The organism is Streptomyces sp. NPDC057445, from assembly GCF_042802855.1.
Lineage (GTDB): Bacteria > Actinomycetota > Actinomycetes > Streptomycetales > Streptomycetaceae > Streptomyces.
Genome location: NZ_JBHVDH010000001.1, coordinates 552023 through 570902, shown reverse-complemented (window position 1 = coordinate 570902; position 18880 = coordinate 552023). Strand labels below are relative to the sequence as shown.

Annotated in this window: 19 protein-coding genes; 15 read left to right on the top strand and 4 right to left on the bottom strand. The window is 71.0% G+C overall.

The annotated features are described in order from the left end of the window. The first annotated feature begins 35 nt into the window (after positions 1-35). The 4 genes from ACFU5O_RS02630 to ACFU5O_RS02615 all read left to right on the top strand — a co-directional run bounded on the left by ACFU5O_RS02630 (position 36) and on the right by ACFU5O_RS02615 (position 2912). Positions 36-548 (top strand): hypothetical protein, encoded by a 513-nt coding sequence (locus ACFU5O_RS02630; protein ID WP_384235428.1) that lies wholly within the window; start codon positions 36-38, stop codon positions 546-548. 75 nt (positions 549-623) lie between these two features. Then, positions 624-983 (top strand): histidine triad nucleotide-binding protein, encoded by a 360-nt coding sequence (locus ACFU5O_RS02625; protein WP_384235425.1) that lies wholly within the window; start codon positions 624-626, stop codon positions 981-983. Between the two features lie 10 nt (positions 984-993). Further along, positions 994-1902, top strand: coding sequence for a ribonuclease Z (locus ACFU5O_RS02620; RefSeq protein ID WP_384235423.1), 909 nt, complete (start codon positions 994-996; stop codon positions 1900-1902). Positions 1903-1913: 11 nt separating this feature from the next. After that, the gene (locus ACFU5O_RS02615) at positions 1914-2912 is read left to right on the top strand and encodes an adenosine deaminase (protein WP_384235421.1); all 999 of its coding nucleotides are present in this window, start codon (positions 1914-1916) and stop codon (positions 2910-2912) included. A gap of 42 nt (positions 2913-2954) precedes the next feature. Here the strand turns inward: ACFU5O_RS02615 and ACFU5O_RS02610 are convergent, their stop codons facing one another. Next, positions 2955-4289, bottom strand: a complete 1335-nt coding sequence (locus ACFU5O_RS02610) for an MFS transporter (RefSeq protein ID WP_384235420.1) — start codon at positions 4287-4289, stop codon at positions 2955-2957. Between the two features lie 327 nt (positions 4290-4616). Between ACFU5O_RS02610 and ACFU5O_RS02605 the strand changes: the two genes are divergently transcribed. From ACFU5O_RS02605 to ACFU5O_RS02585, 5 genes are all read left to right on the top strand, one after another. Then, positions 4617-5744, top strand: a complete 1128-nt coding sequence (locus ACFU5O_RS02605) for a carbohydrate kinase family protein (protein ID WP_384236375.1) — start codon at positions 4617-4619, stop codon at positions 5742-5744. Between the two features lie 107 nt (positions 5745-5851). Then, a complete protein-coding gene (locus ACFU5O_RS02600; protein ID WP_384235417.1) occupies positions 5852-6916 on the top strand; it encodes a PhoH family protein in 1065 nt (354 codons plus the stop codon). A 13-nt stretch (positions 6917-6929) separates the two neighbouring features. After that, on the top strand, positions 6930-7427 hold the full coding sequence (ybeY, locus tag ACFU5O_RS02595) for an rRNA maturation RNase YbeY (RefSeq protein WP_384235414.1): 498 nt from the start codon (positions 6930-6932) through the stop codon (positions 7425-7427). After that, a complete protein-coding gene (locus ACFU5O_RS02590; RefSeq protein ID WP_384235412.1) occupies positions 7424-8692 on the top strand; it encodes a hemolysin family protein in 1269 nt (422 codons plus the stop codon). Before ybeY ends, ACFU5O_RS02590 begins: the two co-directional genes overlap by 4 nt. Continuing rightward, the gene (locus tag ACFU5O_RS02585) at positions 8689-9054 is read left to right on the top strand and encodes an MmcQ/YjbR family DNA-binding protein (protein ID WP_384235410.1); all 366 of its coding nucleotides are present in this window, start codon (positions 8689-8691) and stop codon (positions 9052-9054) included. Before ACFU5O_RS02590 ends, ACFU5O_RS02585 begins: the two co-directional genes overlap by 4 nt. A gap of 54 nt (positions 9055-9108) precedes the next feature. Here the strand turns inward: ACFU5O_RS02585 and ACFU5O_RS02580 are convergent, their stop codons facing one another. Continuing rightward, on the bottom strand, positions 9109-9462 hold the full coding sequence (locus ACFU5O_RS02580) for a cytidine deaminase (RefSeq protein WP_384235407.1): 354 nt from the start codon (positions 9460-9462) through the stop codon (positions 9109-9111). A gap of 753 nt (positions 9463-10215) precedes the next feature. On the opposite strand from ACFU5O_RS02580, the gene ACFU5O_RS02575 reads away from it, so the two are divergent. From ACFU5O_RS02575 to era, 3 genes are all read left to right on the top strand, one after another. After that, the gene (locus tag ACFU5O_RS02575) at positions 10216-11568 is read left to right on the top strand and encodes a beta-xylosidase (protein ID WP_384235406.1); all 1353 of its coding nucleotides are present in this window, start codon (positions 10216-10218) and stop codon (positions 11566-11568) included. A gap of 61 nt (positions 11569-11629) precedes the next feature. After that, positions 11630-12577 carry a WxL protein peptidoglycan domain-containing protein gene (locus ACFU5O_RS02570; RefSeq protein ID WP_384235404.1) on the top strand — a complete coding sequence of 316 codons (948 nt, stop codon included), beginning with the start codon at positions 11630-11632 and terminating at the stop codon, positions 12575-12577. 85 nt (positions 12578-12662) lie between these two features. Further along, positions 12663-13619: a GTPase Era gene (era, locus tag ACFU5O_RS02565; RefSeq protein WP_384235402.1), complete on the top strand. Its 957-nt coding sequence runs from the start codon at positions 12663-12665 to the stop codon at positions 13617-13619. 242 nt (positions 13620-13861) lie between these two features. Here the strand turns inward: era and ACFU5O_RS02560 are convergent, their stop codons facing one another. Then, positions 13862-14128 carry a protealysin inhibitor emfourin gene (locus ACFU5O_RS02560; protein WP_384235400.1) on the bottom strand — a complete coding sequence of 89 codons (267 nt, stop codon included), beginning with the start codon at positions 14126-14128 and terminating at the stop codon, positions 13862-13864. A 25-nt stretch (positions 14129-14153) separates the two neighbouring features. Continuing rightward, positions 14154-15242: a M4 family metallopeptidase gene (locus tag ACFU5O_RS02555; protein WP_384235397.1), complete on the bottom strand. Its 1089-nt coding sequence runs from the start codon at positions 15240-15242 to the stop codon at positions 14154-14156. 292 nt (positions 15243-15534) lie between these two features. Between ACFU5O_RS02555 and leuA the strand changes: the two genes are divergently transcribed. The 3 genes from leuA to ACFU5O_RS02540 all read left to right on the top strand — a co-directional run bounded on the left by leuA (position 15535) and on the right by ACFU5O_RS02540 (position 18583). Continuing rightward, complete coding sequence (gene leuA / locus ACFU5O_RS02550) at positions 15535-17298, top strand: 2-isopropylmalate synthase (RefSeq protein ID WP_384235395.1); 1764 nt, start codon at positions 15535-15537, stop codon at positions 17296-17298. A 276-nt stretch (positions 17299-17574) separates the two neighbouring features. Continuing rightward, positions 17575-18294: a TerB family tellurite resistance protein gene (locus ACFU5O_RS02545; protein WP_384235392.1), complete on the top strand. Its 720-nt coding sequence runs from the start codon at positions 17575-17577 to the stop codon at positions 18292-18294. Positions 18295-18388: 94 nt separating this feature from the next. Further along, positions 18389-18583: a hypothetical protein gene (locus ACFU5O_RS02540; protein ID WP_384235389.1), complete on the top strand. Its 195-nt coding sequence runs from the start codon at positions 18389-18391 to the stop codon at positions 18581-18583. The last annotated feature ends 297 nt before the right edge of the window (positions 18584-18880 follow it).

Below are 18880 nucleotides of genomic sequence, written 5' to 3'. Positions count from 1 at the left end.
ACCGCGACGGAAGGCGCGGTGGCACGCTGCCGTCCATGGGCGCGTACAGACGTGTACTGGCAGCGATCGGCCTGGCCGGTGCGGCAGCCCTCGGCGCCGCGGCCTGCGAACCCGGCGCCGGAGGGCTCAGTGCCACCGCGGTGTCCTTCACCACGGACACCACGGGCACGCGCGCGTTCGAACGCGCCGGGGTGGACGTGCGCCGGCTCAGCTGCACGGCCACGCTCGACACCGGGCCCAGCGCCTCCTCCTCCCCGAGGAGTTCCTCCACGCCCCGCAGTGTCGCCACCGTCGACTGCCGGGGCGAGAGCGGTGACGGCCGGAAGATCACACTCAAGGGCAAGGTCACCCAGGAGCTCGGCGGCCGTTGCGTACGCGGCGACCTCACCGCGAAGGCCGGCGACCGGACGGTCTTCCGTGCCAATGTGCTCGGCGACTGCACCGCCTCGGCCACCCTGGCCCCCGGACCCTCCTCCGGAAACGGCGCACCCCGGCCCACGGTCACTGTCACCGTGACCGTCACGGAAACCAGGACCCCCGGCAAGTAGTCGCGGTCGGCGGCCCGCCGCACGGCGATAGCATGCGCACATACTGATCGTCGGAGTCGTGAAGGGGCCCGGACCATGGCGGGAGAACCGCAGGCCGACTGCCTGTTCTGCAAGATCGTCGCGGGGGAGGTGCCCGCCACCGTCGTCCGTGAGTCCGAGACGACCGTCGCCTTCCGCGACATCAACCCGCAGGCGCCGACCCATGTGCTCGTCATCCCCAAGGTGCACTACCCGGACGCCGCGACGCTCGCCGCGGCCGAGCCGTCCGTCGCCGCCGACATACTGCGCGAGGCGGCCGAGGTCGCGGCCGGTGACAAGGTCGACAAGACCGGCTTCCGCATCGTGTTCAACACCGGGAGCGGCGCGGGCCAGACCGTGTTCCACGCACACGCCCATGTCCTCGGAGGCCGCGGCCTCAACTGGCCTCCCGGTTAAGCGATCACTCATGTCAGTACGAGAACTGGTCGTGCTCGGCACCGCCAGCCAGGTCCCGACCCGGCACCGCAACCACAACGGCTACCTGCTGCGCTGGGACGGCGAAGGCATCCTCTTCGACCCGGGTGAGGGCACCCAGCGGCAGATGCTGCGCGCGGGCGTGGCGGCGCACGACATCAACCGGATCTGCGTCACGCACTTCCACGGTGACCACTCCCTGGGGCTCGCCGGGGTGATCCAGCGCATCAACCTCGACCAGGTCCCCCACCCGGTCACCGCGCACTACCCGGCCAGCGGACAGCGGTTCTTCGACCGGCTCCGCTACGCCACCGCCTACCGCGAGTCCGTCGAACTCAACGAGCGCGCGATCGCCGACGGCGGCGTACTGGCCACCACGCCCTCTTACACCCTCGAGGCGCGCAGGCTCTCCCACCCCGTCGAGTCCTTCGGCTACCGGCTCACCGAGCCCGACGGGCGCCGCATGCTGCCGGAACGCCTCGCCGCGCACGGCATCAAGGGCCCCGACGTGGGCCGCGTCCAGCGCGGGGAAGCCGTCGGCGGCGTCACTCTCGAGGACGTCAGCGAGATGCGCAGGGGACAGCGTTTCGCCTTCGTCATGGACACCCGCCTGTGCGACGGTGCCTACGAACTCGCCGACGGCTGCGACATGCTCGTCATCGAGTCGACCTTCCTCGACGAGGACCACCGCCTCGCCACCGACCACGGCCATCTCACCGCCGGCCAGGCGGCCAGAGTGGCGCGCGACGCGGGCGTGCGGCATCTCGTACTGACGCACTTCTCCCAGCGCTACAGCGATCCCGGGGAGTTCGAGCGGCAGGCCCGTGCGGCGGGCTTCGACGGCGAACTCTCCGTGGCCCACGACCTCGTACGGGTCCCCGTACCCAAACGCGAACTCTGAGCGAGCACAGAATGCCACTCCCCAAGGCCGAACTGCACGTCCACATCGAGGGCACCCTCGAACCCGAACTCGCCTTCGTCCTCGCCGAGCGCAACGGTGTCCGGCTGCCCTACGCCGGCACGGAGGACCTCCGCGAGGCGTATCTCTTCAGCGATCTCCAGTCCTTCCTCGACCTCTACTACGGCCTGATGGCCGTCCTGCACACGGCCGACGACTTCACCGAACTCGCCGACGCCTACCTCGCGCGGGCGGCCGCGCAGGGCGTGCGGCACGCCGAGATCTTCTTCGACCCGCAGGCACACACCGCCCGGGGCATCCCCATCGGCACCGTGATCGAAGGGCTCGCGCACGCGCTGGACCGCAGCGAGGAGCGGCACGGCATCTCCACCCAGCTGATCATGTGCTTTCTACGGGACCAGCCGGCCGAGTCCGCGACGGCCACCCTCGACGCCGCGAAGCCGTACCTCCACCACATCGGCGGCGTCGGCCTCGACTCGGCCGAGGCCGGGCATCCGCCCGCCAAGTTCCGCGAGGTCTACGCCGCCGCCGAGTCCCTGGGCCTGCGCAAGGTCGCCCATGCGGGCGAGGAGGGCCCGCCCGCGTACATCGCGGAGGCCCTGGACGTCCTCGGCGTCGAGCGCATCGACCACGGGCTGCGCGCGATGGAGGACCCGCAGCTGGTGGAACGGCTCGTGCGGCAGCGGGTACCGCTCACCCTGTGCCCGCTGTCGAACGTCCGGCTGCGCGCCGTCGACACGCTGGAGGACCACCCGCTCCGCGCGATGATGGACGCCGGTCTGCTGGTGACGGTCAACTCCGACGACCCGGCCTACTTCGGCGGCTACATCGGGGACACCTTCCACGCCGTTCGCGAGGCGCTCGGGCTGGGGCAGGAACAGCTGCGGGAGCTGGCGCGGAACTCCTTCGACGCGGCCTTCCTCGAGCACGACGAGCCGCGTCGTGAGCGCTACCTCGCGGAGGTCGAGTCGTACGACTTCGACACGGACTGAGACCGCCGGCGGGAGCCGTCCGGAGCCCGCCCAGCGGCACGGTCAGGAGGCGAGAGCCTTCGACGACCGGTCCCTCTGAAGAAGCCGGCGCCGGCCCCGGACCGGGGCCGCGATCTCCGCGACGGTCTGCTCGGGTGCGCCGACCTGCGGGACACGCGCGCCCGTGCCCGACGGGGCGGCGCCCGCGACAACGGCTGCCGGGTTGCCGCCGCGCCGGCGGACGGCGCCGGGCACCAGGGGACGGCCGGACGTGTGCAGGGCCACGGCGGTCATCGGGGCCGTCACGACCAGGAGCAGGGCGCACAGGACCAGGCCCATGCCCGGATACCCCGCGTGCTCGGACAGGACGCTCCCCGTCACCGGTCCGCAGGCCACCCCCAGCGACGAGGCGGAACCCACCAGCACCGCCCATCGCCCGCGCGGGTCCAGCGACGCGGCCAGCCCGATCAGATAGGACAGGACCACGGGGTAGAAGACGTTCCACAGGACCTCGCCCAGCGCGAAGCTCATCAGCCCCCGCGCCGACGAACTGACCACGATGCAGACCCCGATCAGCGCCGTGCCGGCCCCGATGGGCACCGCCCGGCCGAGCCTCGAACCCAGCGCACCCGCGCCCATGACGCCCGCGAGCCCGGCGCCCAGGCCCACCGCGAAGACGGCGCCCACGGTGACCTCGCTCAGCCCGGCCTGGGTGATGCCGATCCGTCCGCTGACGCCCCACAGCGCGTTCTGCGCCATCGACCAGCAGAGCATCGCGCCCGCGAGCACGGCACCCGAACGCCGCCGGGGCAGCGGCGCCCGAGGCCTGACCGGGACCGCGGCGGAGCCCCCCGACTCCGCCACCGCCCCCGCCAGCCGCCCTGTCGCCGGCCACACGGCCACCGCGGCCAGGGCGAGCGCCGCGAACGGCAGCACATGTCCGCCCCCGAACTGCGGAATCGTCAGATACAGCGCCCCTGCGGACGCCGACACCGCCAGCAGCCCCAGCGCGGACGCCCGGTGCGGATCCCGCTGCGCCGCGATCCCCGCCGCGGCGACCGCCGTCGCCGTGCCGGAGCCCAGGCCGCCGACCGCCGCCCCCGCGACCACCAGCGGCACGTACGAGGTCAGCGCGGCGGCGCCGTACCCGGTCAGGGCCAGCAGCAGCCCCAGCCTGGACAGCCGCCGCGGCCCGTACCGCTCCACCCGCGACGCCAGCACGAAGCCGGCGACGGCCGAATGGAGCAGGAGGGTGGAACCCACAAGACCGGCCTCGGCCGGGGTGAGTCCGAGTCCGGCGGAGAGACGGCCGACGACGGTCGGCAGGAGGTATGCGGCGAGGTAACCGGCGGCGAAGACGGCGACCAGGGGCCACACGGCGCGGGGGCGCGAAGGCATGGGCGTTCCCGGGAACAGGGCAGGGCGAAACGGGGGGTCAAAGAGGGGAGGAGCGCCCGGTGTTGCACAGGAACGCGCGCCAATTTGTATCAAGCGTGCCCGGGGCCGGAGAAGGTGGGATGGTGTGAGGCGGGACACATTCGGTTTGTGCGGGATCCCCCGGGGTAGGCGATCTCGGTTTTCGCGCGAGGTGCCGCCCTCGGGGACGGCCGGGGATCAGGCACACTGGCCGGATCCGCACCGCTCCGCACTGCTCTGCGCCGCATTCCGGGAGCCGCCGTGATCACGCCCGACGGAGATCCGCAACGCACCCCAGGCGCCCGCCCGTTGGGCGAGCGCGTCGACCCGCCGGTTACCCGGCGGCTGGACCCGCTGGGTGCCCTGCGCGCGGACGGCGACCCCGAGTGCGACGTGTTCCTCACCGGCACGGTCTTCCTCGACATCATCTTCACCGGCCTCGACAGCGCGCCGGTCCGCGGCACCGAGTCCTGGGCCAGGGGCATGGGTTCCAGCCCCGGAGGCGTCGCCAACATGGCCACCGCCCTCGCCCGCCTCGGCCTGCACACGTCACTCTCCGCCGCCTTCGGCGACGACCACTACGGCGACTACTGCTGGGACGCGCTGGAGCAGGGCGAGGGCATCGACCTCTCCCTGTCCCGCACCATCCCGGGCTGGCACTCCCCGGTCACCATCTCCATGGCGTACGAGGGCGAGCGCACCATGGTCTCGCACGGCCACGAGGCACCGCCGCCCGACGACCCCGCGACCAGCGGCGCCCTCCTGGCCGACGCCATCCCGCCGCGCGCACGCGCCGCCGTCGCCTCCCTCGCGCCGCGCCGCCGCGAGGGCTGGATCGCGGAGGCGGCCGCCCGCGGCGCCCGTATCTTCGCCGACGTCGGCTGGGACGAGACCGGTCGCTGGGACCTCGCCGCCCTGCCCGGCCTCGAGCTGTGCGAGGCGTTCCTGCCCAATGCCGAGGAGGCGATGCGCTACACCCGTACCGACTGCCCCCGCGCCGCGGCCCGTGTCCTGGCCGAGAAGGTTCCGGTCGCCGTCGTCACGCTCGGTGCGGAGGGCGCCTACGCGGTGGACGGTGCGACGGGCGAGACCGCGGAGGTCCCGGCGATCGAGGTGGAGGCCCTGGACCCGACCGGCGCGGGCGATGTGTTCGTGGCGGGATTCGTCACCGGCACGCTGGCGGGCTGGCCCCTCGCCGACCGGCTGGCCTTCGCCGGGCTGACGGCCGCGCTGTCGGTGCAGGAGTTCGGCGGGTCACTCTCCGCACCCGGCTGGACGGAGGTGGCGGCCTGGTGGCAGCGCGTCCAGGCCCTGGCCGACCAGGACCCGGCGGCGCTGAACCGTTACGCGTTCCTGGGCAGGCTGCTGCCCGCGTCCTGCCGCCCCTGGCCGCTCGCCCGCGCGGTCCCGACGGTCGGCTTCCGGCGTTCCCCGTGAAAAAGACTTCGGGACTGTCAGCGCGGGGTCGTACGCTTGGTTCCCAGAGGTTGTCGAGCAGCGAGAACCCTGCAACAGGAGGTATGTGCAGGCCACAGTGCCGGCCCATGACTCAGACACCCAACGCCCAGACCCGCCCCCTGGAGCCCTCCGGGGGCACGGGGGACCCCGCAGCGCCGGGGCAGGCGCGAGCCCGGTTCACCGTCCCCGCCAAGCATCCGATGGTGACCGTTCTCGGTTCGGGCGACGCCCTGCTGCGCGTGATCGAGAAGGCCTTCCCGGCGGCCGACATCCATGTCCGGGGCAATGAGGTCAGTGCGACCGGTGACGAGCGGGAAGTCGCTCTGATCCAGCGCCTGTTCGACGAGATGATGCTGGTGCTCCGCACCGGACAGCCGATGACGGAGGACGCAGTGGAACGCTCGATCGCCATGCTCCGGGCGAGCGAGAACGGCAACGGACCGGACGAGACCCCGGCCGAAGTCCTCACGCAGAACATCCTCTCCAGCCGCGGCCGCACCATCCGTCCCAAGACCCTCAACCAGAAGCGTTACGTCGACGCGATCGACAAGCACACGGTCGTGTTCGGCATCGGCCCCGCCGGTACCGGCAAGACGTACCTGGCCATGGCCAAGGCGGTCCAGGCCCTGCAGTCCAAGCAGGTCAACCGGATCATCCTGACCCGGCCGGCCGTGGAGGCGGGCGAGCGCCTCGGCTTCCTGCCCGGCACGCTCTACGAGAAGATCGACCCGTATCTGCGGCCGCTCTACGACGCCCTGCACGACATGATCGACCCGGACTCGATCCCGCGCCTGATGGCCGCGGGCACGATCGAGGTCGCGCCGCTGGCGTACATGCGGGGCCGCACGCTCAACGACGCGTTCATCATCCTCGACGAGGCGCAGAACACGAATCCGGAACAGATGAAGATGTTCCTGACGCGTCTGGGCTTCGAGTCGAAGATCGTCATCACCGGTGACATCACCCAGGTCGACCTGCCCGGCGGGACCAAGAGCGGTCTGCGCCAGGTCCGCGAGATCCTGGACGGGGTCCCGGATGTGCACTTCTCCATGCTGACGTCGCAGGATGTCGTCCGGCACAAGCTCGTCGGCCGTATCGTCGACGCTTACGAGCAGTACGACAGCCGCAACGGCAACACCCACGGGAAGTGAACCGATCAGCACCATGTCGATCGACGTCAACAACGAGTCCGGAACCGAGGTCGACGAGCAGGCGATCCTCGACATCGCCCGCTATGCGCTCGCTCGGATGCGTATCCACCCGCTCTCCGAGCTCTCGGTGATCGTCGTGGACGCCGACGCCATGGAGCAGCTCCACATCCAGTGGATGGATCTGCCGGGTCCGACCGATGTCATGTCCTTCCCGATGGACGAGCTCCGTCCGCCGGTGAAGGACTCCGACGAGCCCCCGCAGGGGCTCCTCGGCGACATCGTGCTCTGCCCCGAGGTCGCGGCCAAGCAGGGTGAGGAAGCGCCGACCCAGCACTCCATGGACGAGGAGCTCCAGCTCCTCACCGTCCATGGAGTGCTGCACCTCCTCGGATACGACCACGAGGAGCCGAACGAGCGCGCCGAGATGTTCGGCCTGCAGGCGGCGATCGTCGACGGCTGGCGGGCGGAGAAGGGCCTGACGGGCCCCTCCCCGGCGCCGACCGTCTCATGAGTCCCACGCTGATCATCGGTGCGGTTCTGCTCGTCGTCGTCGCCTGGCTCGCGGCCTGCGCCGAGGCGGGCATCGCCCGGGTCTCCAGCTTCCGGGCCGCCGAGGCACTGCGCGCGGGCCGGCGAGGCGCGGAGCGGCTCGTCCAGGTGTCCTCCGACCCCACCCGCTATCTCAACGTGGCCCTGCTGGTCCGCGTCGCCTGCGAGATGGCGGCCGGGGTCCTCGTCACCTACGCCTGTCTGCAGGAGTTCTCCGAGACCTGGCAGGCGCTGGCCGTCGCCATCGGCGTCATGGTCCTCGTCTCCTTCGTCGCCGTCGGTGTCTCCCCGCGCACCATCGGTCGCCAGCACCCGCTGAACACCGCGACCGCCGCCGCGTACGTGCTGCTGCCGCTCGCCCGCGTCATGGGGCCGGTCCCGCAACTGCTGATCCTCATCGGCAACGCGCTGACGCCGGGCAAGGGCTTCCGGAAGGGCCCGTTCGCGAGCGAGGCCGAGCTGCGCGCCATGGTCGACCTCGCCGAACAGGAGTCACTGATCGAGGACGAGGAGCGCCGCATGGTGCACTCGGTCTTCGAGCTCGGCGACACCCTCGTACGGGAGGTCATGGTCCCGCGCACCGACCTGGTGGTCATCGAGCGCTACAAGACCATCCGCCAGGCGCTGACCCTGGCCCTGCGCTCCGGTTTCTCCCGGATCCCGGTCACCGGGGAGAACGAGGACGACATCGTCGGGATCGTGTATCTGAAGGACCTCGTCCGCAAGACGCACATCAACCGGGACGCGGAGGCCGAGTTGGTCTCCACGGCGATGAGGCCCGCGGCGTTCGTGCCGGACACCAAGAACGCGGGCGACCTGCTGCGTGAGATGCAGCAGGAGCGCAACCACGTCGCCGTCGTCATCGACGAGTACGGCGGGACTGCCGGGATCGTCACGATCGAGGACATCCTGGAGGAGATCGTCGGCGAGATCACCGACGAGTACGACAGGGAGCTGCCGCCCGTGGAGGACCTGGGCGACTCCCGTTACCGGGTGACCGCGCGGCTCGACATCGGGGACCTCGGTGAACTGTTCGGCCTCGACGAGTTCGACGACGAGGACGTCGAGACGGTCGGCGGCCTGCTGGCCAAGTTCCTCGGACGCGTCCCCATCGCGGGCGCGAGCGCGGTGGTGGACCTCCCGGACGGCCGGGCACTGCGGCTGACGGCCGAGTCACCCGCCGGACGCCGGAACAAGATCGTCACGGTACTGGTGGAGCCCGCATGACGGACCGGCTCGGCGCGGAGCAGCTGAAGGCCTGCTGCCTGGAGCAGAACGCCGCGGTGGAGGAGTTCCCGTTCGGCCCGGAATGGTCGGTCTTCAAGGTCGCCGGGAAGATGTTCGCCATCACCGACCTGGCGGCGGCGCCGCTGAAGGTCGGCCTCAAGTGCGACCCTGACGAGGCGGTACGGCTGCGCGCCGAGCACCCGGCGATCGTGCCTGGCTGGCACCTCAACAAGCGTCACTGGAACACGGTGACGGTGGACGAGTTGCCGGCCCGCATGGTCCGCGAGCTCGTCGAGGACTCGTACGACCTCGTTGTCGCAGGCCTCCCGAAGGCGCAGCGGCTCCGTCTGGACCGACCCTGACGCTCCGCACCGCCGGCCTCGCAGGGGCGCGCACCTCGCAGGGGCGTGCGCGTCTCAGCCCGCGGTCAGCGTCACCCGGACCGCACCGTCCGGTCCCGCCAGCAGCACCGGTGTTCCCGCGCCGCCCAGGTCGCGAACCGCCGCACGGTCCGCGTCCGGCACCGTGTCGCGGTCGGCGACCACCGCCGCGGCCTCCAGCGACTTGGCCCCGCTCGCCACCGCCATCGCCACGGCGGTCTGCAGAGCGCTGAGCTTCAGCGAGTCCAGGTCCACGGTGCCCGCCACATATGTACGCCCGGTCTCGTCCCGCACCGCCGCGCCCTCCGGCACGCCGTTGCGGGCGCGTGCGCTGCGGGCAAGCGTGATGATCTTGCGGTCCTCGGGGCCGAGTTCGGTGCTCTCAGTCATGAACCGAGCATAGGACGGGGCCCCCGTCGCCGTGACGGCGCCCGGTCCGCGGCGGGTCCGCTGCGCGGGCGGTGCGGGTCCGCTGCGCGGTGCGGTGCCGGGTGTGGTTGTCGTGGTTGGCCTGTGCCGTGTTGGTTGGCCGGGGTGTCCGTCCTCAAGCGCCGGACGGGCTGTGGGGGTGGGGCGGGGCCCCTCCGGGCTCGACTCCTCGGGGACGGCGGCGTACCGCTCACCTCGTAGGCAGCCGGTGGTTCCGCCGTCCCCTGCGGGGTCGACCCTGCACGGCCCCGCCCCGGCCGTGTTGCCGACTGCTCCCCGGTGGGTGGGCAACAGACACGCGACCACGGCGATCGGCCCACTACCCCTGGGCACGAGGGGGGCCGTGGAGGGGTCGTGTCCGGGACACTAAAGCGTGATTTGTGGCGCGGCGCGGGCGTCGCCATCGAGGTGCCGGTCGGTGCGCCGTAAATCATGCCGTCCAGGATGCGAGCCCCGGAACGGCCCCCAACGCCCGCGACCCGGTCCGGGCCGACCCCGTACACCTGAGCCCGTCCGGCGATTGAGGACGGACACACCGGCCAACCGTCACGGCACCGGCCAACCACGACAACCACACCCCGAACCGCCCGCGCCAGCGAAACGCGGGGGGATCTTGACAGTATCTGATGGGTCATCAGTCGGTGCATTTCGATTCCATTGACTTCTTTCCCCCTCAACCCGTCAATGGCGGCCACCCACTGAAGGGGGAAGCACATGGCATCCTTACGCCCCACGACGCGAAGACGCCGCTGGGCAGCCGTCCTGGGCGCTACCGCCCTCGCGGTCTCCGGCGGCGGGCTTCTCGCGGCGCCTGCCGCGGGCGCCGCCCACACGCAGGTGACGGCGTCACAAGCAGCGGTGGATTTCCCGACCCACTGCATACCGCCGCCCATCGCCGGCATCCCGCCGATCGACGGCACGACCACCGCCGAGATCACGGTCGACAACGCCGCACCCAAGGTCGGCGACACGGTCACCGTCACGTACACGGTGACCAAGCCCGCCGCCGGTAACCCCGTCGACCTCGCGCTCCCCGCCGACATCATGACGCCCACCGGAAAGGTCGCCCTCGGCGGAGCCCAGAGCGGCAGTGTCACCGTGGCCGGTCCCAAGAAGAACCCGCCGGTGCCGGGCAAGGGCACGTTCCCGCCGTTCTCGATGACCGGTACGTTCACGGTCTCCGCGCCCGGGTCGATCACCCTGTCTCCGGGCGACTACAACATCCACACCAGCTACATCATGGAGCTGGACACCCCCTGCACGGTGACGAACCCGCCCGCACCCGTCTCCCAGACGATCGTCGCCACCCCCCAGCCCGGAGCAAACGAACGCAGCATCCAGCTCGGTACGGCCTCCGGCAAGCCGGGTGACAAGGTCACCGTCACCGGCGCCAAGTTCACCCCGAACGCCGACATCACCGTCGTGGGCCGCTCGGGAGCCGCGGAGACCGCCGACAGGACGACCGTCAAGGCGAGCGCGACGGGCGCCCTCAGCGCGAGTCTCACGGTCAACGACAAGGCGACGACCGGCGTCGTCGCGTACGAGGGCGCGGCATGGAACGCGGACAAGGGGGCGGGTCCGGCGGCGTACACCGTCATCGACGACACCCCGCTGCCCGCGAACAGCCAGAAGCTCAACTCCGCGGTCGCGGCCGGCGCCCTGTCCATGACCCAGGCCGGTGACACCGTCCAGCTGACGTCCGTCGACTTCGGCAAGGGCGGCGCCTCCGCCGGGGACCTGAACGCGGTGACGGTCAAGGACTTCCGCGGTGGCCCCGCGGGCTGGTCCCTGACCGGCAAGGTCACCGACTTCACCGGACCCGGCGGAAAGATCGACGCGGGCAAGCTCTCCTGGACCCCGTCCTGCACCACGAAGGCGGGTAGCCCCAGCACCTGCGCGGCGGGCACCGCGGGCGTCGTCGGCGGCGCCGGCGCAACCCTGGCGTCCACCCCCAACGGGACGCTCACCGGCGGTGAGTTCACCGCGGGCGCGAAGGTGTCGCTGGACGTTCCGGCGTTCACGGCCCCGGGCGCGTACGCCGGTGTGCTGACGCTCACCCTCACGTAACCACCAGGCGGGCCGGGCGCGCACCCGGTCGGCCCGCCCCGACCCCGGGGGGTCCCGCACCGTGCGAAGGCTGTCCGCACTCCTCCTGACCCTCGCCGCGCTTCTGTACGGCGGTCCGGGCGCCGCCCACGCCGCGGACAACGGCGAATGGTCCGTCGAGCCCGCCGCGTCAGGCCTCGGCAGACGCCCTTACTTCTACCTCTCCGCAGACCCCGGCACGACCCTCACCGACCGGGTCACCGTCAGCAACAAGACCGGGGGCCCGCTGACCTTCAGGCTGTACGCCGCCGACGCGTACAACACGGAAAGGGACGGCGGTTTCGCCGTACGCACCCAGAAGGAACGCCAGCGCTCCGTCGGCGCCTGGGCGAAGCCGGAGCGCGACCGTGTGACCGTTCCCGCGCGCTCCTCGGTCACCGTCCCGTACTCGCTCACCGTCCCGGAGGGCGCCGAGCCCGGCGACCACCCGGGTGCGCTCGTGGCCCTCGACGAGCGTGTCGCCGCCGGGTCCGGGGGAGCGGTCGCGGTCGGCATCCAGCGGGCCGTCGGCGCCCGGATCTATCTCCGGGTGAACGGCCCGACGATGTCCGCGCTGTCGGTCGAGGACGTCCGGTACGCGCCGGACAAGCCCCTGGTGCCCGGGACCGGCGAGAGCAGCGCGCTCATCTCGTACACCCTCCACAACCGTGGCAACGTGACACTGAACCCCAAGGTCGCGCTCCGCGCCGAGGGGCTCTTCGGCCGTACGCTCCTGGCCCGCGATCTGACGAGGATTCCCAGCGAGCTGCTGCCGCGCCAGAAGATCCGGCTGACCGAGCGGTGGGCCGGGGCACCGCAGCTCGACTGGGGTGAGGTCACGCTGACCGCGAGCGCCCGTGATGTGCGTGAGTCGGCTGCGGTGTCCTTCCTGGCCCTGCCGTGGCTGGCCGCCGCCGTCCTCGCGTCCGGCGCCGCGGGCACCGTGGTGTGGCTGCGGACACGGCAGCGGCGGGCCCGCGGTACGGGGTGAGAAGAGGCGTCCGGCCGTACGCGCGGCGAGCGAAGCGGAGGCCCGGCGGGTGCGTGGTACGTGAGGGGCCCGCGGATCGGGGAGAATGGCCCGCATGAGCGTTCACACCTCCGGATCCGAAGCCCCGCACCGTGCCGGCTTCGCCTGCTTCGTCGGCCGCCCCAACGCGGGCAAGTCCACCCTCACGAACGCTCTGGTCGGTCAGAAGGTGGCCATCACCTCCAACCGGCCGCAGACCACCCGCCACACCGTCCGCGGCATCGTGCACCGCCCCGACCTGAACGCGCAGCTCGTGCTCGTGGACACGCCCGGTCTGCACAAGCCGCGCACGCTGCTCGGCGAGCGCCTCAACGATGTCGTGCGCACGACCTGGGCCGAGGTCGACGTGATCGGTTTCTGTCTTCCGGCCAACGAGAAGATCGGTCCGGGGGATCGTTTCATCGCCAAGGAACTGGCCGGGATCAAGAAGACCCCCAAGGTCGCAATCGTCACCAAGACCGACCTGGTCGACTCCAAGACGCTCGCCGAGCAGCTGATCGCCGTCGACCGGCTGGGCCAGGAGCTCGGCATCGAGTGGGCGGAGATCGTCCCGGTCTCCGCGGTCGGCGACAAGCAGGTCTCCCTCCTCGGCGACCTGCTCGTCCCGCTCATGCCGGAGAGCCCCCCGCTCTACCCGGAGGGCGACCTCACCGACGAGCCCGAGCAGGTCATGGTCGCGGAGCTGATCCGGGAGGCCGCGCTGGAGGGCGTACGGGACGAGCTGCCGCACTCCATCGCGGTCGTCGTCGAGGAGATGCTGCCCCGCGAGGACCGCCCCGCGGACAAGCCGCTGCTCGACATCCACGCGAACCTCTACATCGAGCGCCCCAGCCAGAAGGGCATCATCATCGGCCCCAAGGGCAGCCGCCTGAAGGAGGTCGGCATCAAGTCCCGCAAGCACATCGAGGCGCTGCTGGGCACGCCGGTCTTCCTCGATCTGCATGTGAAGGTCGCGAAGGACTGGCAGCGGGACCCGAAGCAGCTGCGGAAGCTGGGCTTCTAGGGCCGCTCGTTCGGATCCTGCCGGGCTCGCGTGTCCTGGCCCCGCGCCGTACCTCGCTGCGTTGTCTTCGGTCACCGGCGTCCCCCGGCTGCCGCTGGGAGGGGCCCCACCGCGTGGGCTCCTTCCTCCGCCCGGCTCGAAGGCCCAGGCCCGGTGGCCCTTGCCCGGATGCTCTGTCCCGAGGCAGGCCCGGCCCGGCGGAGGCCGCGGCGGCCCGGGGCTCCGTCCCGGGCCCCACGCCGCTACGCGCCTTCCTTCAGCACCCGCGAGATCAGCTTGCGCTGCGGCTCGGTGAGCCGTGGATCCGCGCAGTAGACGGTCTTCCCGTCGACCGTGAGCTGGTACTGGAACCCGTCCGGCACGCCCACCGGCGGTGTGCCCCGCCCGTCGCTCATGGCCTGCTCGGCCAGGGCGTGCCACTCGTGGGCGTCGGGCCGCCCCGAGGTGTCCACCTCGGCGACCCGCTCGATCCCCGCGAAACCACCTGTGCGTCGCACTTGGATACGCATGGGTCCTGTCTAGTACGGATCGGCGTCAGTTGGCAGGCACACCGACCTGGGACCAGGCCTTCAGCACCGCCTCGTGCTCCTCGCGCTCGCCGTAGCGCGCCGCCGCGGCCGCGACCGTCGCCCTGGCGAAGTCCGTGAAGGAGGCGTCGACCTCGAGGGCCCCTCCGGTCAGCACGTCGTACCAGATCTGCCCGGCCCGCTCCCAGGCCTTGCCGCCGAGTTCCGTCGCCAGCAGGTAGAACGCGTGGTTGGGGATACCGGAGTTGATGTGCACCCCTCCGTTGTCCCGGCCCGTGCGGACGTAGTCCTCCATCGTCGCGGGCTGCGGGTCCTTGCCGAGCACGTCGTCGTCGTACGCCGAACCCGGTTCCTTCATCGACCGCAGCGCCACGCCCGTCACCCGCGGTGCGAGCAGCCCGGCGCCGATCAGCCAGTCGGCCCGGTCGGCGGTCTGGTCGAGGGTGTACTGCTTCACGAGCGAGCCGAAGACGTCCGACACCGACTCGTTGAGCGCGCCCGGCTGGCCGAAGTAGGTGAGGTTCGCCGTGTACTGGGTGAGGCCGTGGGCCAGCTCATGGCCGATGACGTCGACCGGCACGGTGAAGTCGAGGAAGATCTCGCCGTCACCGTCGCCGAACACCATCTGCTCGCCGTTCCAGAAGGCGTTCCCGTAGTTCTCGTCGTAGTGGACGGTGGCGATCAGCGGCAGGCCCTCGCCGTCGACGGAGTTCCGCCCGTAGGCGGACAGCAGAAGCTCGAAGGTCGCGCCGAGGCCGGCGTAGGCGCGGTTGACGGTGGCGTCCCGGCCGGGGTCCTCACCCTCGTCACGAACCTTCGTGCCGGGAAGCACGGTGCCGTGCTCCGCGTCGTACAGAGTGCGCCGGGGCGTCGCCCCGCCGTCCGCGGAGCGCCCGGCGGCGGCGCCGATGACGGTGGTCAGCCGGCGGCTGGTGCGCTGCGCGGCGTCGGCGACCAGAGTGCGGCGGGCGGCATCGGCGATCGCCGGATCGCCGGAGCGCGCGAGCTTGTCGAGGAGGTGGGGCGGCACGATTCCGCAGAAGACGGGCGGGTGCTGGGCGGGCGTGTGGAAGCCAGGTGGCGTGGAGGAGTCCATGTCCCGCAATGTGGCATTGGGTCATGGAACTGTCACTAGTAGCGACGATGATTAGTGAAATGGAGTGACAGGGGAACTTTGCCCGTTACTGATCGGTCGTCCCGCATACTGGAACGGGACCGGCGCTCCCGCCGAAGCTCAGTTAGGCTTCTACGCATCATGCGTTTCGGGCTGCTTCTTCTTAGCTGCCGCGGCGAGGGCCTGTAGTCGTAGGCCGACCCCCTCCCCGCGGAGTCTGGTGCTGCTTCGCAGTCGGCCGTCCCTCTGAAGGACACCCGAGGAGCCCTACGCAATGTCCCAGTCGCAGTGGACCGGCCGCCCTACGCCGGTCACCAGCACGACGCACACCCAGAAGCCCTCCGGGATGCCGATCCACAAGTACGGCAAGTACGAAGCCGTGCACATCCCGGACCGCACCTGGCCGGAGAAGCGGATCACCAAGGCGCCGCGCTGGCTGTCCACCGATCTGCGCGACGGCAACCAGGCCCTCATCGACCCCATGTCCCCGGCCCGCAAGCGCGAGATGTTCGATCTGCTGGTCCGCATGGGTTACAAGGAGATCGAGGTCGGCTTCCCGGCGTCGGGCGAGACGGACTTCGCCTTCGTGCGCTCGATCATCGAAGAGGGTGCGATCCCCGAGGACGTGACCATTTCCGTCCTGACCCAGGCCCGCGAGGACCTGATCGAGCGCACCCTCGAGTCCCTGGTCGGCGCCCACCGCGCCACCGTTCATCTGTACAACGCGACGGCGCCCACGTTCCGCCGGGTCGTCTTCCGCGGCTCCAAGGACGACATCAAGCAGATCGCCGTCGACGGCACCCGTCTGGTGATGGAGTACGCCGACAAGATCCTGGGTCCCGAGACGGCCTTCGGCTACCAGTACAGCCCCGAGATCTTCACCGACACCGAGCTGGACTTCGCCCTGGAGGTGTGCGAGGCGGTCTGTGACGTCTGGCAGCCCCAGGCCGGACGCGAGATCATCCTGAACCTGCCCGCCACCGTGGAGCGTTCGACGCCGTCCACGCACGCGGACCGCTTCGAGTGGATGTCCCGCAATCTGTCCCGCCGCGAGTTCGTCTGTCTGTCCGTCCACCCGCACAACGACCGCGGTACGGCCGTGGCCGCGGCCGAGCTCGCGATCATGGCGGGCGCCGACCGGATCGAGGGCTGCCTGTTCGGGCAGGGCGAGCGGACCGGCAACGTCGACCTGGTCACCCTGGGGATGAACCTGTTCTCACAGGGTGTCGACCCGCAGATCGACTTCTCGCAGATCGACGAGATCCGCCGTACGTCCGAGTACTGCAACCAGATGGAGGTCCACCCGCGCCACCCCTACGCGGGCGACCTGGTCTACACCTCCTTCTCCGGTTCCCACCAGGACGCCATCAAGAAGGGCTTCGACGCCATGGAGGCCGACGCGGCCGCCCAGGGCAAGACCGTCGACGATCTCGAGTGGGCGGTCCCGTACCTGCCCATCGACCCGAAGGACGTCGGCCGCTCCTACGAGGCCGTCATCCGCGTCAACTCGCAGTCCGGCAAGGGCGGTATCGCCTACGTCCTGAAGAACGACCACAAGCTGGACCTGCCGCGCCGGATGCAGATCGAGTTCTCCCGCATCATTCAGGCCAAGACCGACGCCGAGGGCGGCGAGGTCACGCCGAAGGAGATCTGGTCGGTCTTCCAGGACGAATACCTGCCCAACCCGGACAACCGCTGGGGTCGCGTCCAGCTGCGCAGCGGCCAGACGACCTCCGACACCGACGGCACCGACACGCTGACCGTCGAGGCGGTCGTGGACGGCGCCGACACCGTGCTGTCCGGTGCCGGCAACGGTCCCATCTCCGCGTTCATCGACGCGCTGAACACGATCGGCGTCGACGCCCGCGTCCTGGACTACCAGGAGCACACGATGAGCGAGGGTGCCTCCGCGCAGGCCGCCTCGTACATCGAGTGCGCCATCGACGGAAAGGTCCTGTGGGGCATCGGCATCGACGCGAACACCACGCGCGCGTCGCTGAAGGCGGTCATCTCCGCGGTCAACCGCGCGGCCCGCTGACGGATCCCGTCGGCGGATCCGCTCCCGGAGGCCGGTTCCGTCCCGTTCGGGACGGTGCGGTGCGTTCCGGCCACGTTCGTCACGAACCCCGTCCACGCTCACGTGGGCGGGGTTCGGCCATGTACGGGTGATCTGGCTCCTGGGTGCTGACGTCGCTTCGCCGATGTGGCTAACATCACGTCAACGCGGCGGTGTTGCCGTGGGGCACTCCCCCTGACTCCGCCGGGGGACCCCCACCCGAGCCGAAGGGCTACGGGGGAGTTACGGAGGTGCGACGTGCTGCCAGCCCGAGGACAACGCGGTCGAAAAGTGGGCATCAACGGCATTCCGTCCATTCGTGCCTTCGGTGTGCGCACGTCCTGGACGACCGTCGGTGACGGCGAGTTCTTCTGCTCCGACTGCGGAGGCGACCGCAACTACCGCCGCCGCACCGGCCGCCGGAGATTCACCGTCTTCGGGGTCCCGGTGCTCCCGCGCGGACTCACCGGCCCGGTCGTCGAATGCACTGCCTGTCATGCCCACTTCGGTACGGATGCCCTCGACCATCCGACGACCGCCCGTTTCTCCGCGATGCTCCGCGACGCCGTCCATACGGTCGCGCTCGCCGTCCTGGCCGCCGGCGGCACGGAGTCCCGTACGGTCAGGGAGACCGCGGTCGCCGCGGTCCGTGGAGCCGGGATAACGGACTGCACCGAGGATCAGCTGACGACGATGATCGAAGCCCTCGCCGCCGACACCGGCCGCTTCGTCACCGACACCGGCCCGTGCGGTGCGGCGCTCGCCATCGAACTCCACGAGGCCCTGGAGCCGCTGGCGCCGCATCTGGCCCCGGCCGGCCGTGAATCGATCCTGCTGCAGGGCGCGAGGATCGCACTTGCCGACGGGCCGTACAGCCCGTCCGAGCGCGAGGTGCTGGCCACGGTCGGCAGCGCGCTGCAGCTGTGCGCGGACGACACCGCCAGGCTGCTGGCGACCGCGCGCACCCCTTCACCGTGACGGTGGCCGTCCGTGTGACGCCGTGAGGCCATGACGCCGTGAGGCCATGACGTCGCCGTATTGCCGTGACGTCCTGACGCGGTGAGGGGGGCGGGTGCGCAGTGCCCTCCGACGCGACGGCGCCTCGCCGCTCGTGCGAGGGCGGCGGTCCCACCGCATGCGCGGTCCGCGGGGCCTGCTCGACGCCGAGGACGGCGCGGATCGCGAGGCATCGCCCCTCGCTCCGCCGGCGCCGCGCGTCTCGTACGGCGCGACCGTCGAGCGGAGTGAAGCCGTCGAAATGCGCTGACCGAGCAGGCACTTCCCCTCTTCCGCGGAGCCGGGTCGCTCCCCGGCCGGAGCGTCGCGACCGACGCCGTGGCGGCACGGCGGAGATCCGGAAGCGGCGTGAATGCCAGGTCCGGACGAATTCCCGCCACTTGATCACGGTGCATGTCAACTTCCGGTAAACAACTGCGCGTTGGTGGACACCAATGTGACGAACCAGTGTGCGCATGACATGCTTCCGCCGTCATTACTCGCGAGTAAACCCTCGCGGGATCCGCGCGTGATGACAGCCACCCCCCCATCACCACCGCCGGAGGAC

Bases quoted from the DNA above. Each gene is read 5' to 3' on its own strand.
- era (WP_384235402.1), top strand. From the start codon at position 12,663: ATGGCCCGCATGAGCGTTCACACCTCCGGATCCGAAGCCCCGCACCGT.
- ACFU5O_RS02555 (WP_384235397.1), bottom strand. From the start codon at position 15,242: ATGGACTCCTCCACGCCACCTGGCTTCCACACGCCCGCCCAGCACCCG.
- ybeY (WP_384235414.1), top strand. From the start codon at position 6,930: ATGTCGATCGACGTCAACAACGAGTCCGGAACCGAGGTCGACGAGCAG.
- ACFU5O_RS02630 (WP_384235428.1), top strand. From the start codon at position 36: ATGGGCGCGTACAGACGTGTACTGGCAGCGATCGGCCTGGCCGGTGCG.
- ACFU5O_RS02580 (WP_384235407.1), bottom strand. From the start codon at position 9,462: ATGACTGAGAGCACCGAACTCGGCCCCGAGGACCGCAAGATCATCACG.
- ACFU5O_RS02615 (WP_384235421.1), top strand. From the start codon at position 1,914: ATGCCACTCCCCAAGGCCGAACTGCACGTCCACATCGAGGGCACCCTC.
- ACFU5O_RS02585 (WP_384235410.1), top strand. From the start codon at position 8,689: ATGACGGACCGGCTCGGCGCGGAGCAGCTGAAGGCCTGCTGCCTGGAG.
- ACFU5O_RS02575 (WP_384235406.1), top strand. From the start codon at position 10,216: ATGGCATCCTTACGCCCCACGACGCGAAGACGCCGCTGGGCAGCCGTC.
- ACFU5O_RS02560 (WP_384235400.1), bottom strand. From the start codon at position 14,128: ATGCGTATCCAAGTGCGACGCACAGGTGGTTTCGCGGGGATCGAGCGG.
- ACFU5O_RS02590 (WP_384235412.1), top strand. From the start codon at position 7,424: ATGAGTCCCACGCTGATCATCGGTGCGGTTCTGCTCGTCGTCGTCGCC.
- leuA (WP_384235395.1), top strand. From the start codon at position 15,535: ATGTCCCAGTCGCAGTGGACCGGCCGCCCTACGCCGGTCACCAGCACG.
- ACFU5O_RS02625 (WP_384235425.1), top strand. From the start codon at position 624: ATGGCGGGAGAACCGCAGGCCGACTGCCTGTTCTGCAAGATCGTCGCG.
- ACFU5O_RS02600 (WP_384235417.1), top strand. From the start codon at position 5,852: ATGACTCAGACACCCAACGCCCAGACCCGCCCCCTGGAGCCCTCCGGG.
- ACFU5O_RS02610 (WP_384235420.1), bottom strand. From the start codon at position 4,289: ATGCCTTCGCGCCCCCGCGCCGTGTGGCCCCTGGTCGCCGTCTTCGCC.
- ACFU5O_RS02620 (WP_384235423.1), top strand. From the start codon at position 994: ATGTCAGTACGAGAACTGGTCGTGCTCGGCACCGCCAGCCAGGTCCCG.